Source organism: Comamonas sp. JUb58 (assembly GCF_004364775.1).
Classification (GTDB): Bacteria; Pseudomonadota; Gammaproteobacteria; order Burkholderiales; family Burkholderiaceae_C; genus Comamonas.
This window is the reverse complement of sequence record NZ_SOAL01000011.1, coordinates 13,997-29,041: the sequence shown is the minus strand read 5'-3', so window position 1 is coordinate 29,041 and position 15,045 is coordinate 13,997. Positions and strand designations below refer to the sequence as shown.

The window sequence follows — 15,045 nt, the reverse complement described above, 5'->3', positions numbered from 1 at the left end:
CTGCTTTAGCGCTGCGTCTTTTCGCGGCGGGCGAAGGACGTGTTGCGCAGGAAGGGCAGGAAGGACAGAGCCAGTGCCAGCAAGCCCCATGCGCTCAGTGTGGGCACCGGCGTTGCCGTAGTTCCCACCGCTTGAGGCACCACCAGCGCCGTCGGGTCGACGATGTTGCCATCGGCCACCAGGTCGTCGTCTCCCAGACCACCGTCTTGCAGCTCAAAGCGCACCATCTGTCCGGTCACTTCCGACGGCACACGGTACCAGTGCTTTTCCTGCATGTCGGCTGTACGGCCCCATTTCCACAGCTGTGCGCCCTTGGGCAGCGGCTGCGCATAGTTCATGGTGACGGAGAGCTTGCCGCCCACGTCGCAACCGGTGGCATTCAGCACCATCAGGCCGTCCGGCAAGGTCGCGCCGGCGCTCGGCAGTTGGGCAATACCCAGGCTTTGGGCGCTCACATACTGCGGAGGCGAGGCCAGCTTGCATCCGGCGCCCTCCAAGGAGCCCGTCACGCTGCCGCCTGCACCTGGTGTGAGCGCAAAGCTGGTGTCAGGGTTGCCAGCGGCCGATATCGTGAATGCGTAGCGCGCAGAGACAGCCGCGTTCAGGCCATCGCTCAGGCTCAGGTCCACACCGGCATCGCCTGCGGCCTGTGGCACAAACAGCGCCTTGGCCAGCTCGCTATTGATCTGCGCTGCGCTGCCCTTGAGCTGCGTTCCCGCCAGCTGCGCATCGGCGTCCACAACACCCTGAACGCTGCCGTTGGTCGCCGTCAGCGTGAGCGTCAGCTCCTCGCTGTCTGCGTCTTCCACGCTCAGTGCAGCAAGCGATGCGCTCTGCCCCAGCGCGATCGATACCGCAGCGGCTGGAACACCGTTGATGACCGGCGGCTGGTTCGCAGGCAATGCACCCAGGTTCAGCCCCATCACGATCGGGTTGTGGTCGCTGGAGCGGTAGGCCGTTGCAGCGTAGAAGGACTCGGGCTTCAGGTACTCGGTGTTGTAGTCAAGTACGGTCGGCTCTTCGGCATTGATGGCCCACTTCACCACATTGCCCACCTTGGAGACCAGGGTTGGACTCACAAAGATGTGGTCGAGCGATCCCCACAGCCCGTCAAAAGAGTACGAATAGCCGTGCGACACCTTGCTGAAGCCATTCGACTCCAGATAGGTCACCGGGTCTTCCTTGGCATAGGCGTTGAAGTCGCCCACCAGAATCTGATTGCCGGTGGTCGCGCCGGTGGGCTGCGTTGCCAGCCAATCCTTGAGCTGCTTGGCCGTCTCGACCCGCGCTGGGTTGTTGTTGCCCTGGCCGTCCAGCTTGTCGCCGTTACCGCCGGTAGACAGCAGCGAACCCTTCGACTTGAAGTGGTTCACCACAAAAGTGAATTGCTCCGTTCCCGAAGGCGTAGGCACCGAGAAGGTCTGCGCAATCGGCACGCGTGCGCCGCCCACGTTGGGCGTGAAGGCGTTGTAGTTTTCAACATTGGGAACTGCTGCCGCACCCACCGTCGTGACACGGTCGCTGCGGTAGACGATGGCCACGGTAATCGCATCCGTGCCCGCGCCAGCGACTGTCGAACCGGGGCCCTGGCTGAATGGCCCCTTTACGTAGTCGTAGACGGCGCCTTCGGGCTTGTCTGCGCTCGTGTTCATCGCCTCCACCAGCAGTGCCAGTGCGCTGTCGCTGCCAAAACCGTTGTTCTGCACTTCCATCAGGCCGTACACATCGGCCTGCAGGCCGATCAGATTGGCCACAATCTTGGCCTTCTGGCGTTCCAGCTCCTCGGCATTGTTGGCACCGCGGATGCCGATGCTGTTACCCAGAGGCGTGGTGAACACATCCTTGGTATTGGTGCTGGTGTCGCCCACCATGCTGAAGAAATTGAGCACATTGGCCGATGCCACCTTGACCCCAGCGGCTCCGACTGCCGCCTGCAAGTCCGCCACGGTGGGACGTGCCGCGCCGGTGAAATTCGGCGTTTGCGTGGGCTGTACGCGGTAGCTGGTCTGGTAGATTTCTGGAGGAGACGATGCCTGGTAAAACTGGTCCAGCACACCGACCACCGCCTCCACTCCATCGCCCGCGCGCAGCGTGTTCGACGCAGACAGCTCGTTGCCGCCACGGCCTCGCACCACCAGCGGGTTCTGCTTGCTGCTCAGGTCATCCAGAATGATCTGGCTGCGCTGCATCGTCTTGGCGTACTCTGCATAGCCGCTCACACTGGGGGCATTTTCGTCGCTGAACTGTGGCAACACCTTGTCCGCCGACAAGGTCACATCGCCATAACGGCCCAGTGTGTAGTTGTCCGACACCACCAGCTTGCCGCCGGCAGTGGCCGAAGACACCTTCACCAGCATGCCTTCGTAACGCTCCCAGTTCGCCATGTCGGCAATCGGCAGCGTGATGGAGATGGGCGCCGGCATCACACCGTTGCCCTGCACCTGGAAGGACGTCAGGCTCGCGATCTGCGTCTGCTTGTTGTACTCGCCCACCGTGCCGGTCAACTGCACGCGCTTGCCCACCGTGCTTTCGTCCACACCCGGGTTCTGGCCAGCATAGTAGACAAAGACGCCTTCCGAGGTGCCCGCATCGTTGTCGTAATTGGCCTCTTCTTCCTGCACATAGAAGCCGCTCAGCCCTGCTGCAATGCCGGTCACCACACCGTTGATGGTGACCTCCTCGCCCAGCTTGGGGGAAATTTCGCCGCTGCCTTGGATATCGTGGATGCGGGTGACGGTGGGCGCCGCTCCGGTCGTGAAGACCAGGTCGCCAGTCACCCAGGTATTGTTCGATGCATCCTGCACCGGCGTACCCACGGCCACAATGCGGTAGGCGGTATCCGGTACCAGCGCCACACCCGGGTTGAGCTTGACGGTCTGGCCGCCAAACACCACCTTGCTTGTGTCCTGTGCATCCATCGTGGCCAGCACAGTCTCGCCCTGGCGCAGTTCGAAACGTCCCTCGCCCGCCTGCACCATCTCGGAGAAGGTCAAGGAGAAGCTGCTCGTCGTGGTTGCCACGCCAGTGGCATTGCTGGCAGGAACGCTGGATTGCAAGCTGGGCGCGGTGGTGTCCGGACCGGCGGTCTTGATGACCACGTCGTCAATGGCCAGGCCGTTGCTGGAGCCCGTGGTGATGCGCTTTTGCACCCAGCGCAGCCACAAGGTCTGGCCTGCACCCCAGCCCAAGCCCTGCAGATCTCCGACCTTGGGTACCTGGCCTTGCGTATTGCCGACCACGGGGCCAGCGGTGCCGCCAGTTACCGGTGCGACCCAACTGAAGATAGAGCCAGCGTCCGTCCAGGTCGGCACGGTGTCAAAGCTGTTGCCCAGGCCCCATTCCAGGGTCATGCCCTGCGCCGCCGCACTGCCACCATTGCGCCATTGCTCGCCGTTGAAGCTCAGGTTCAGGGCATCGATGGCCTTGTCAGTGCTGTTGACCAAGGCCAGCGCGATCCAGCCTGCAACGGCGCCGGATGCTGGCGCACCGAAATACGCCCCGCTGGACACCACCACACCCAGCGCTCGATCGGATGCATCTGCCCCGAAGCTGTAGAAGCTACCGGTGTTGGCGGCGCCCGCGCCCACTGCAATCTGCGTTTTGGCCACGCCATCCTTGTCGAACAGAGACCAGCCTTCCAGCGTGCTGTCATTGACCCAGGCCGCAGGCGTGCCGGAACTGGCAAGCGTATTGAAGTCCTGGGTGTAGCTGCCGCCGAACGGTACCGGCGCAGCCCATACGCTGGCCGAGGCCAGGCTGAGCAACAAGCCGCTGCACAAGGCATTCAACGGAAAGGGAAGACGCGTGCTGGAGGAAGATGGTGTATTGGTATGGAGTGCCATGGCTGTGTGATCTGCTCTAAAAATGCCCCACCCTCCCTGGATGAGACCGGGGCGATTCTTGGCAAGTCACATGACCTTGTGATGACTTCCCACCATCATTTTTGTGGCAGCAGAGGTTTCAGCAATACGTCCGCACCCACGAAAAAGGGCCGCAAATGCGGCCCCCTGGTTTTGCGCCTGGCATGGGCGCTAGGACTTACTTCAGGAAAGCAGGCTTGGCGTAGCCGGGAAACTGGCTGTCCACCACGGCCTTGAACTCGGGCGAGCGGTAGGCGGCCGCCAGGTCCTGGGCCCAAGCGCTTTTCTCATTGCCGGTCTTGACGGCGACCACGTTCAGGTACTGGTCGGGCGTGTTCTCCAGTACCACGGCTTCGCTCAGCTTCAGGCCCGAGGAGACGGCAAAGTTGCCGTTGACGACCACGTAGTCGGCATCTTCCAGCACGCGCGGCAATTGGGCCGCTTCCAGCGCCAAAAACTTGAGCTTGTGCGGGTTCGCGGCCAGGTCCAGCTCGGAGATACGGGCAGGGTTCACACCCTCCTTCACCTTGACCAGGCCTGCCTGCTGCAGCACCAGCAGTGCACGCGCCAGGTTGCTCGGGTCATTGGGCAAGGCCACCTTGGCGCCGTTCTGGATATCGGCCAGGGTCTTGTGCTTCTTGCTGTACACGCCCATGGGCGCCACCGGGCCCTGCACGATGGCCGTCAGCGCCAGCTTGCGGTCAGTGGTGAACTGGTCAAAGTAGGCTCGGTGCTGGAAGAAGTTCGCGTCCAGCGAGCCATCGGACAGCGCCAGGTTGGGCTGCACATAGTCATTGAACTCGATCAGCTTGATCTGGTAGCCCTTTTTCTCCAGCTGCGGCAGGATGCCCTTTTGCAGCAGGTCGTAGTTGGAGCCAGCGGTGGCGCCAATCTTCAGGCTCTTCTTGGCCGCATCCTGGGCCATGGCAGGCAGAGACACGGCAGCGATCAAAGCAAGGGCAGCGCCAGCCATCACGGCACGGCGCCCAGCGGCGAAGGAAAAACGAGCGGACATCAAAAACTCTCCAGGCAATCCGAAAACGCAGCAACCAGATGTGAGCTATTCCCAGCCCCGTATCTATGGCACTGCAGCAAACCATCGAGTATGAACCTGCCAGCGGCCCTTCGCTCAGAAATTATGGATATCAGCTCATTCCAATGGGATCTATAAGCGCCCAGCAAAAAGCCGCCCCATGAGCCACAGGACGGCTTGTGGTGTGTGCGGCGGCGTGGCTTAGCCTAGCCGCAGCTGAGAACGGTCAAGTCAGGGACGGCACCAGACTTGGATCACGCCTTGCATCATGTGCGCCAGCGAATCCGCTGCTGCCGCACTGGAGACCGGCCAGATGGTGAGGATAAAGGCCACCAGGACGGCGACGATCAGGGCGATAAAAGAGGCTGCGTCAAACCAATGGCTGTGTTGGTGCGGGAACATGGTGAACCTCCTTTCCACCGAGACGGGTACTGCTGAACAGAGGCCTCTGCCACCCCAACGCGGGATGGGAACTGTGGAATGTCTCTATTGCACCATGGAGCGTCTTTGCTGTCTGTCAGAAAACGTCTGTGCTTATACAGTTGTTTGTTGAACAAACTGCCCTAGATTCGGCCCGATAACCCCACAGCCAGCTTGGCACTTTTTGGGAGTCGATATGTGCGCCTGAAGCCGATCCTGCACAAACCCTTTATTCATCGCATTGATTGCTATTCTTTTTGATATTTCCTGATGACTTGTCGGCAGGCCGGGTGGCCGCGAGAGCCTGCATGTTGCTGCAGTGTTAAGCGAACTTGTAGACATCTTTACCTCAACCTCTGGCAACTACGCGCAAAACTGCTGCCAAAAACAGGGTGTGTATCGCTGACTTTGTCCCTCCGCCGTACACGCCCCAGAGAAGCGCTTGGTGCGACAATACGCCCCAGCCCTGCAAGCCGGCCGCAAGCCGCGCCTGCATGGGCTTTGCCAGCCATCCCAGGCAGGCATACCAGCAGCTTGCGCAGCGATGGCCGGCCATGGAGGTGGGGTACCAAACCTGCCAGTCCACTAAAGCCTGGCGGCAAGCTGCACATGTATTTTTTGAAACCAGGCGGCAAGCACTCAGCATTGCCCCCACCCAGCTGACATGACCCTCTCCTTGGCCCAGACCGTTTCCACTGCAGACATCCGCCTGAGCGATGTGCACCTCAACCGAGGTGCGCAGACGGTGTTTCAGGGGCTGAGCCTGTATCTGACGCAGCGGCGCATCGGCTTGATTGGCGACAACGGCGCAGGCAAGACGAGCCTGTTCAGGCTGCTCTGCGGGCTGGAGCATGCCCACCAGGGCAGCGTGCAGGTGGCAGGATGCGATGTGCAGCGCCAGCGCGAGCAACTGCCCGGCGTGGTGGGCCTGATGTTCCAGAACCCGGATGACCAGATCATCTTCCCCACGGTGGAGGAGGAGCTGGGCCTGAGCCTGCAATACCGAGGTGTGGCCCGCAAGGCGGCCATCGTGCAGGCCCGGGAGTTTTTGGCAGCCCGGGGCCTGGCCGACTGGGCGCCGCGCGCCGTCAGTGGCCTGAGCCAGGGCCAGCGCCAGCAGGTCTGTTTTTTGGCGATGCTGATGGCCGCGCCGCAGGTGATGCTGCTGGACGAACCCTTTGCCAGCCTGGATCTGCCCGGCCAGGCACGCCTGGCGCGTGAGCTGGATGCTGCGCCCGCCCAAGTCATCATCTCCACCCATGTGCTGGACCATGTGCGCCACTTTGAGCGCGTGCTGTGGCTGGACCATGGCCAGCTGCGCGGCGATGGCCCAGGCGCTGCCGTCTGCGCGGCCTATGAGGCCGATGTAAAAGCACGCATTGCCCAGCAGCTCGATGCGGCTGCCGCCGCCCCCACCACACCAGGGATGCCGTGATGGGTACGCTCTACAGCGAAATCCCCAGCTGGATGCACCGGCTGCCCGCCGGGCTCAAGCTCTTGCTGCTGGCCTTGAGCAGCATGGCGCTGCTGGCGCTCAGCGATCTGCGTATCCAAGCGCTGGCCTTTGCCGCGATTGCGCTGCTCTACGCCAGCCTGGGAGCGGCCTCCCGCCCCACACGCCGGCTGGTGGTGGTGGCCCTGATTGCCTCCGCGCTGGTCGGCGGCCTGCATGCAGCGACCGGCCAGCCCTGGCTGGGCCTGGCCAGCGGCCTGCGCCTGGTCAGCACGACCATGCTGGGCGCCATGCTGACGGCGACCACCCGTTTTGGCGATCTGCTGGGCGTGGCCGAATGGCTGCTGTCGCCCCTGGCCCGCCAGGGCCTGCCGGTAGAACGCCTGGCCTTGCAACTGGGGCTGATGCTGCGCTTTGCCGAGCAGTTTTTTGTGCAATGGCAGCGCCTGGCCGATGCCTACCGCGTGCGCACCGGCCGCTCGGGCGGCTGGCGTCTGCTGGCACCCCTCACCATTCATATGCTCATCACCGCCCGCAAGGTGGCCGATGCGCTGGCCATTCGCCTCAAGCTCTAGCAGCGCGGTACCCTTATCCACCCATTGAAAGACACGGACATGCACATGACCTCCGAGCACCGCACCGAAACCCGCGCCCAGCGCATTGCCATGGTGGCGCTGTTTGCCGCGCTGCTGGCGGCCTTCGGCATGATTCCCAAGATCGATCTGCCACTGGGCGTGCCGATCACCGCCCAGACCACAGGCGTGATGCTGGCCGGTTGCATGCTGGGCGCGCGCATGGGCTTTCAGGCCATGGTGCTGTTCCTGGCCGCGGTGGCGCTGGGGCTGCCACTGCTGTCCGGTGGCCGGGGCGGCATGGGCGTGTTCTTTTTGCCGTCGGCGGGCTACCTTATCTCTTACCCCATCGCCGCTGCGGTGGCTGGCCTGGTGATGCGCGCCTTGGCGGGCAAGGGCCCCTCGTCGCCCGCGCGGCTGGCGGCTTGCGCCTTTGCGGCCTCGGTGGTGGGCGGCATTGTGGTGGTCCATGCCTTTGGCGTGGTCGGCCTGATGCTGTTGGCCAAGCTGAGCTTTGTGCATGCTGCCGTCGGCACTCTGGTGTTTGTGCCGGGTGACCTGGTCAAGTGCGTGCTGGTGGCGCTGATTGTGCACACGGTGGCACGCGGCCTGCCCGACTGGCGCTTTGGTGGACGCCGCCTGTGAGCGGTTTGCCAGCACCATTACCGCAGTTGGCCCCCTGGCAACGCCTGGTGCATGGCCCGCTGGCCCACTGGGCGCAGCAGCGGCCCGATGCCATCGCCATCGATGACGGCCAGCAACGCATCCGCTTTGCCGATCTGCATGCCGCCGTGCAGCAGCAAGCCCAGGCCTTGGAGGCACAGAATGCGCCCCATACCCGCCTACTGGATGCCAGCCAATCACCGGCAGCGCTGATCAGCGATTTTTTGGCGACCAATGCCAGTGGCCGCTGCGCCGCGCTGGGCGACAAGGCCTGGTCGCCCGCGCAGCAAGCGCAGGCCCAGCAGTGGATGGATGCGCTGGCCGCCACGCCGCGCAGCGATGCGCATGGCGATGCTGCACAGCAGCCCTTCTACATTGGCTTTACCTCGGGCAGCACCGGCCTGCCCAAGGGCTTCAGGCGCCACCACCAGTCCTGGAGCGAGAGCTTTCGCGTGTGCGTGGACAGCTTTGGCGAGGCGGCCAACGGCTGCGTGATGGCGCCTGGCAGCCTCTCGCATTCGCTGTTTTTGTTTGGCGCGCTGCAAGGCATCTGGACGGGTGGCGGCATGCAGCTGCAGCCCCGCTTTTCTGCGAGCCAGTGCCTGGCAACCTTGCGCCAGCAGGCCACGCCTTGCCTGGTCGCCGTGCCCAGCCAGTTGCTTGTGATGCTGCAGCTGGCCGAGCGCCGCGCCATCGCGCCGGTGGAATCACTGGCGCTGCTGATGATCAGCGGCGCGCGCTGGATGCGCCAGCACACGCCGGCGCTGCAGGCGTTGTTTCCCAATGCCCGGATTGTGGAGTTCTACGGCGCCTCGGAATCGAGCTTTATTGCCTGGATGGATGCCAACGCCGACGCCCCGCCGCAGGTGGTGGGCCGGGCCTTCAGCAATGTGCAGCTGCAAATCCGCGATGCCGACATGCAGCCACTGCCCAGCGGCAACGTGGGCACCATCTGGCTGCGCAGCCCCATGCTGTTTATGGACTATGTGGGTGCGCAGGCCGATGCGACAGCTGCCCTGCGCGATGGGAATTGGCTCAGCGTGCGTGACATGGGCAGCCTGGATACACAAGGAATGCTGACCCTGGTGGGGCGCGAGAAACGCATGATCGTCACCCAGGGCAAGAACTTGTTCCCCGAAGAGGTCGAAGCCTTGCTCTGCGAGCACCCGCGCGTGGCCGCTGCTTCGGTGCATGGCGTGGATGATGCACTGCGCGGCAAGCAGGTCTGGGTGGCGCTGCAACTGCGTGATGAAGCAGCGCCCTCGCCTGCGCAGCCGCCATTGCAGCCGCTGGCCGATGCCGCGCTGGCCCGTGAGTTGGCCGACTGGTGCCGCAGCCAGCTGGAAGCCCATAAGTGCCCACGCCGCTGGTTCAGCGCCGCGCCCTGGCCGCAGACTGCAAGCGGCAAGACAGACCATCCAAAGCTTGCACAATGGCTGGCAGATGCGCTGCCCAGCGCAGACAAAACAGCTTGATCGCGCAGGCCAACATGCCCACTTCCCCCGTCTTTATCGCCAGCCATGCCCGCAGCGCCGTGGTGCCCGTCGGTGGCGCCTTCAAGCATCTGCACACGCATGAGATTGCCGCGCCCGTGTTACAGGGCCTGCTGCAACGCGCGGGGCTACCGGCAGACGCAGTCAATGCCGTCGTGCTGGGCAATGCCTTGGGCGCTGGCGGCAACCCCGCCCGCATGCTTGCACTGGCGGGCCAGCTGCCGCTGCACTGCGCCGCCTACTCGGTCGATACGCAGTGCTGCGCCGGGCTCGACGCCATCGCGCTGGGCGCCAGCCTGGTGGCCAGCGGCCAGGCCGAGGTGGTGGTGTCCGGCGGCGCTGAGGCCTGGAGCCGTGCGCCCATCCGCGCCACCCGCCCTTTGCATGCCGGTGACAGCGCCGCGCCCTATGAGCGCCCGCCCTTCGCGCCAGCACCGCATGAAGATCCGGATTTGCTGCTGGCAGCCGCCCGCTACGCCGCCAGCGCCGGCTACAGCCGCGCCGTACAAGACAGTTATGCGGCCGCCAGTCATGCGCGCGCGCTGGCCGGCGCGGCAGTGGTGGCCAGCGAAATCATCCCTGTGGCGGGTGTGGTGCAAGACGCCTTTCCCCGCGTCCTGAGTCAGCGTCAGCTGGACCGCATGCCGGCAGTAGCGCAGACCGATGCCGACATGACCGATGAGGCGCGCCGCGACCATGCCGTCAGCACCGTCGCCATCTCGCCCAAGGCCGATGCAGCGGCGCTGGTGCTGTTGGTCAGCGAGACCGCCTGCCGCCGCTGGGGCCTGCAGCCCAGCGCGCAATGGCTGGGCCACCAGTCGCTGGGCGGCCCGCCTGCGATGCCCTTGGTACTGGCTTTAGATGCTGCACAGACCTTGCTGCAGCGCGAGGGCATTGGCTGGTCACAGTTGGCCGCCATCGAGCTGCACGATGCCTTTGCGGTGCAAGGCCTGCAATGGCAGGCGCTGCTGCAAGGCCAGGGGGCGGATGCCAGCCTGCTCAACCGCCATGGCGGCGGCATCGCACGCGGCCACCCGATTGGGGCATCGGCTGCGGTGGCCTTGGTGCGGGTGCTGGCGGATTTGCAACAGTCCCTACAAACTGTGCACGGCGTTACCGCGCCATCTGCATCTCTAGGCCTAGCTGCTGTAGCAGGCGCAGGCGGCCTGGGCAGCGCGGCGCTGGTGCGTCAAACGGCGCTGCTATATTGACGGGATGCTCAGCACCTTAGCCATTGCCAACTACCGCTCCTTGCGCCAGCTGCTGGTGCCACTGGGGCAGATCACGGTGATTACCGGGCCTAACGGCAGTGGCAAAAGCAGCGTCTACAAGGCGCTGCGCCTGCTGGCCGATATTGCCAATGGCGGCGTGGTGCGCTCGCTGGTGCGCGAGGGTGGGCTGGCATCCACCCTCTGGGCGGGGCCCGAAGAAATCACGGCACGCATGCGCCGTGGCGAAGTGCCGGTGCAAGGGACGGTACGGCGCAAACCGCTGCAGCTGCAGCTGGGTTTTGCCTCGGATGAAGACGGCTTTGGCTACGCGATCGACATTGGCATGCCCGTGCCCAACCAGGCCCTGCAGGCCTTTGCGCGCGACCCTGAAATCAAGCACGAAGCCCTCTGGGCCGGCCCCATCTGGCGGCCCAGCGCCACCCTGGTGGAGCGCCAAGCCGCCCAGCTGCGGCTGCGCGGTGATGGCCGTGGCGCGGACTGGCAACCGGTGGAGCGCCCCATTCCGCGCTGGGCCAGCATGCTGACCGAGTTTGTCGACCCGGTTGCTGCACCCGAAATGCTGACCGTGCGCGAGCAGCTGCGCTCCTGGCGCTTTTACGACCACTTCCGCAGCGATGTGGATGCTCCTGCCCGCCAGCCGCAGTTGGGCACTTACACGCCGGTGCTCAGCAACGATGGCGCGGACCTGGCTGCAGCCTGGGAAACCATCAGCGCGATTGGCGACCACGAGGCGCTGATGGCGGCGGTGGACGATGCCTTTGCCGGCGCCAAGATCTCCGTGCACCAGGACGGCAGCCGCCTGGAGCTGCTGATGCACCAGCCCGGCCTGCTGCGCCCGCTGCATACCAATGAGCTGTCTGACGGCACCTTGCGTTATCTGCTGTGGATTGCCGCGCTGCTGACGCCGCGCCCGCCGCAGATGCTGGTGCTCAACGAGCCGGAAACCAGCTTGCACCCCGATCTGCTGCCCGCGCTAGGCCGCCTGATCGCCGTGGCTGCGCGCCAGACCCAGGTGATCGTCGTCACCCACGCCAACCGCCTGCTGGCTGCGTTGGAAGACGCCGCCGCCGAGCTGGACTACCAGGCCATCCATTTGGAAAAGAATCTGGGCGAGACCCATATTGCCAATATCCCGGCCAGCGAGCTGCCGCGCTGGCAGTGGCATGAGCGCTAGACCCTGCTGCCTGACTCAATCGAGGCGTTTGAAGTAGGCGTCCAGTTCCGCGCGCGCGGTCAAGGTCTGGTTCACTGGCGCGCCCGCATCCTCATAGCCCAGCGCCATGCCGCAAACCACCGTTTGCGTGGCGGGCAGCGCCAGCGCATCGCGAATCAGGCCCGGGTACGAAGCCATGGCGCCAATGGCACAAGTCGCCAAACCGCGTGACTGGGCCGCCAGCATCAAGCCGTAGATGGCCATGCCCAGGTCCATATAGCCGCCCGGCCCAAAGCCACTGTCAATGGTGATGATGAGGGCCACCGGCGCATCAAAGAAGCGAAAGTTGCGCCCAAACTGCGCGCCCCGGCCAGCTGCATCGCCCCGCTCCACGCCCAGCGCGCCATACAAGGCTTGTGCCGCCGCCACTTGGCGTTTCCGCATCGACATCGGCAGTGGGTTGGGGAAATAGCCGTAGTCTTCCGCCTCCTGCTCGCCCCTTTCATAGGCCTGCTGCAGTAGGCTGGAAAGCTGCTCGCGCCGCGCCCCGCAGACCTGCCAGAAGTAACCGGGCTGCAAATTGGCGCCACTGGGTGCGCGCCGCGCCTCCTGCAGGCATGCGAGCAGCAGTGCATCAGCGACCGGCTGCGACGTAAAACCCCGCACCGAACGGCGCAGCTGCGCGCTGTTGGCGGGCGGGGTGGCGGTGCTGATAAGCGAGGGAGACAGAGGCTTGTTCATGGCAGTGGCCGCCATTGTAGTGAATGGGCGCTTGTATTTGCCATCCAGCCACCTGGGGCCGCGCGGGCAGCGCCGACTTGCAGCACAATCCATCCACTTCGCCGCTGTGGCGGAGCGTTCTCCCTCGCCCTCTGCTATGTCGACCTCTTCCCCCTCTTCTGACACGCCGCAAGATGCCCCCAGCGGCAATATGCTGCTCTGGATCCTGCTGGCTTTGGCCCTAGGTTTCGCCGTCTGGCAGCCGCGCAGCCCGCAGGCCACCATGGCGCTGGTCGATTGGCAGACCATTGGCGCCTTGGCCGGCCTGCTGGCGATCACCCAGGCGGTCGAACGCAGCGGCATGTTGCAGGCCACCGCGCAGCGGCTGCTGACGCGGGTATCCACCTTGCGCGGCCTGGCACTGCTGCTGACGGCCACGGCCGCGCTGCTGTCGGCCTTGGTGACCAACGATGTCAGCCTGTTTCTGCTGGTGCCACTGACAGCGGTGCTGGCCGCGCAGGCCCATTTGCCGTTGGCGCGCTTGGTGGTGCTGCAAGCCTTGGCGGTGAATGCCGGCTCCGCCCTCACCCCCATCGGCAACCCTCAAAACCTCTACCTCTGGCACCGCTCTGGCGAGAGCTTTCTGGGCTTTATGGCGATGATGGGCCCGACCGTGGCCATCATGCTGGCCTGGGTCCTGGTGGCAGTGTGGTGGCTGGTGCCGCGCACGGCCATCACGCTCAAGCCTGCCACGGCGCCCACCGCGGTGCAGCCCCGTTTGCTGACCATGGCCGTGCTGCTGTTTGTGGCCTTTGTCATCGCGCTGGAGCGCCACTGGACCTTGGCCGGCCTGGGCCTCGTCTTTGGTGTGTTTGCACTGGCAGCGCCCCGGGTGCTGCGCGGCGTGGACTGGGCCTTGCTGGCCACCATTGCGCTGATGTTTGTGGTGCTGCGCCAGGTGGCTGACTTGCCGGCCATGCAAACGCTGCTGCAGCAGTGGCCGATTGCCGAGGGCTGGCGCGCCTACCTGGCCGCCATTGTGGCCTCGCAAGTGATCAGCAATGTGCCCGCCACCATCTTGCTAGACGGCAGCGTGCGCGACCTACCCGCCCTGGCCGCCGGGGTCAGCGTGGGTGGCTTTGGCTGCGTGCTGGGCTCCCTGGCCAACCTGATCGCGCTGCGTCTGGCCCGGCTGCCTAACGGTCTGTGGGAGTTTCATCGGATCAGCATCCCGTTTTTGCTGGTGTGCGCGGCTTCGGCGGCTTTGTTGCGCTTGGGCTGAGGTCGCAGCGCGTCATATCGGAAGCTTCTTCCTATCAACAATCGCCAACAACAAGCTGAACAGGAAAAAAGCGAGCTGGCCACCGGCCATAGGGTATTGCCAGATCTGAGAGACTGAGCGCGCCCCAAATCAATGAGATAGGAATGAAATGACGATGAGGCACTTGCATCTACTGATCTCTTGTTTGGTTTTTCTTGGACTCTCGCCTGCTCAGGGTCGCGATCTGCGCCCCAAGCCATCTACGGCGGCCCAATCGCAAACCGCCATACTTGCGGGCTATTTCTGGGATATGGATGCTGCTTTCGACAAATCAGGCGCGTCACAAGCATTTTGGTTCTCAAAGGACTTCCCGCCCCTGCGCTTAACTTTTAGTGAAGGTGGGGATGCATTTGCAGAAAACGCCTGCAACAGCTTGAACTGGAAGTTCACAGTTATTGGTTCCGAGAAGATCTCCTTTCGCTCAACGGTTGCAACTGCCATGGGTTGCAACGAAGAACTGACCCGGCGCGAGAACGCTGTACGCAGAGAAATTCCCCAAACGCATCGATATACGCTGAAAGCAACATCAGCCACAGAACCAGAACGCCTGACTTTTTATCTGGCTGATGGCAGCCGCTGGGAGTTCAAGCCAACCCCGACGCCCGAGACGCGATACGGCGGACCAGGCCAGCAAATCGAACTTGAGATCGCCATGGACACCGTGCCTTGCGAGCCCGGCTCTACACAGCAATGCCTCAGTGCTCGGCAAGTCAGATGGGAGAGGAACACTAGCAAGGTCTGCCTGAGTGACTGGGAGGTTCTGAAATCTGGCGTTGAGGGCTATCGCCCCACTCCGGGGCGACACGAGATCATTTGGGTCAAGGCCTATCCCCTCAACCGGGTCTCCAGCAAAACATCCGGATCTGCCTATGTTTTCCTAGGTGTGCATGTATCCGTGATACCAAGTCTGAAGAAACTTCCAGACTGCTCGCCGCCTGCAACCAGATGACCCTGGCAATGCAGCAACTGCTCAAAATCGGTAAAAAGCCAGCGAATCCACCGCAGCCCCCATCGAGAAGCATCCGACCACCAGCATGCAGCAAAATGGAGCCTAGCAAGAATTCCGATGGTGCGAAGGACTGGTAGCGGAGTTGGTCACTAGCGCTTTTCTGGCGACCAGACGCC

Annotated in this window: 12 protein-coding genes; 8 read left to right on the top strand and 4 right to left on the bottom strand. The window is 63.9% G+C overall.

The window, feature by feature from the left end:
• Positions 1-5 precede the first annotated feature (5 nt).
• From EDF71_RS13220 to EDF71_RS25035, 3 genes are all read right to left on the bottom strand, one after another.
• On the bottom strand, positions 6-3,842 hold the full coding sequence (locus EDF71_RS13220) for an ExeM/NucH family extracellular endonuclease (RefSeq protein ID WP_133857054.1): 3,837 nt from the start codon (positions 3,840-3,842) through the stop codon (positions 6-8).
• 196 nt (positions 3,843-4,038) lie between these two features.
• The gene (locus EDF71_RS13215; protein WP_133857053.1) at positions 4,039-4,875 is read right to left on the bottom strand and encodes a MetQ/NlpA family ABC transporter substrate-binding protein; all 837 of its coding nucleotides are present in this window, start codon (positions 4,873-4,875) and stop codon (positions 4,039-4,041) included.
• 249 nt (positions 4,876-5,124) lie between these two features.
• On the bottom strand, positions 5,125-5,295 hold the full coding sequence (locus EDF71_RS25035) for a hypothetical protein (protein WP_166656531.1): 171 nt from the start codon (positions 5,293-5,295) through the stop codon (positions 5,125-5,127).
• 682 nt (positions 5,296-5,977) lie between these two features.
• On the opposite strand from EDF71_RS25035, the gene EDF71_RS13210 reads away from it, so the two are divergent.
• Genes EDF71_RS13210 through EDF71_RS13185 form a run of 6 tightly spaced genes read left to right on the top strand, consistent with a single transcriptional unit; the run spans position 5,978 to position 11,900 of the window.
• Positions 5,978-6,748: an ABC transporter ATP-binding protein gene (locus EDF71_RS13210; RefSeq protein ID WP_133857052.1), complete on the top strand. Its 771-nt coding sequence runs from the start codon at positions 5,978-5,980 to the stop codon at positions 6,746-6,748.
• Positions 6,748-7,341, top strand: a complete 594-nt coding sequence (locus EDF71_RS13205) for an energy-coupling factor transporter transmembrane component T (RefSeq protein ID WP_133857051.1) — start codon at positions 6,748-6,750, stop codon at positions 7,339-7,341. Before EDF71_RS13210 ends, EDF71_RS13205 begins: the two co-directional genes overlap by 1 nt.
• 45 nt (positions 7,342-7,386) lie before the next feature.
• Positions 7,387-7,983, top strand: a complete 597-nt coding sequence (locus EDF71_RS13200; protein ID WP_133857192.1) for a biotin transporter BioY — start codon at positions 7,387-7,389, stop codon at positions 7,981-7,983.
• Positions 7,980-9,476: an AMP-binding protein gene (locus tag EDF71_RS13195; protein ID WP_133857050.1), complete on the top strand. Its 1,497-nt coding sequence runs from the start codon at positions 7,980-7,982 to the stop codon at positions 9,474-9,476. The genes EDF71_RS13200 and EDF71_RS13195 overlap by 4 nt, the downstream gene beginning before the upstream one ends.
• 14 nt (positions 9,477-9,490) lie before the next feature.
• Positions 9,491-10,705 (top strand): acetyl-CoA C-acyltransferase, encoded by a 1,215-nt coding sequence (locus EDF71_RS13190; protein ID WP_133857049.1) that lies wholly within the window; start codon positions 9,491-9,493, stop codon positions 10,703-10,705.
• Between the two features lie 4 nt (positions 10,706-10,709).
• On the top strand, positions 10,710-11,900 hold the full coding sequence (locus tag EDF71_RS13185; protein ID WP_133857048.1) for an AAA family ATPase: 1,191 nt from the start codon (positions 10,710-10,712) through the stop codon (positions 11,898-11,900).
• Between the two features lie 15 nt (positions 11,901-11,915).
• Here the strand turns inward: EDF71_RS13185 and EDF71_RS13180 are convergent, their stop codons facing one another.
• Positions 11,916-12,620: a nitroreductase gene (locus tag EDF71_RS13180; protein ID WP_133857047.1), complete on the bottom strand. Its 705-nt coding sequence runs from the start codon at positions 12,618-12,620 to the stop codon at positions 11,916-11,918.
• A 136-nt stretch (positions 12,621-12,756) separates the two neighbouring features.
• Between EDF71_RS13180 and EDF71_RS13175 the strand changes: the two genes are divergently transcribed.
• Together EDF71_RS13175 and EDF71_RS13170 are read left to right on the top strand one after the other, a co-directional pair.
• Positions 12,757-13,881 carry an SLC13 family permease gene (locus EDF71_RS13175; RefSeq protein WP_133857046.1) on the top strand — a complete coding sequence of 375 codons (1,125 nt, stop codon included), beginning with the start codon at positions 12,757-12,759 and terminating at the stop codon, positions 13,879-13,881.
• A gap of 163 nt (positions 13,882-14,044) precedes the next feature.
• Positions 14,045-14,869 carry an META domain-containing protein gene (locus tag EDF71_RS13170; protein WP_166656529.1) on the top strand — a complete coding sequence of 275 codons (825 nt, stop codon included), beginning with the start codon at positions 14,045-14,047 and terminating at the stop codon, positions 14,867-14,869.
• Positions 14,870-15,045 lie beyond the last annotated feature (176 nt).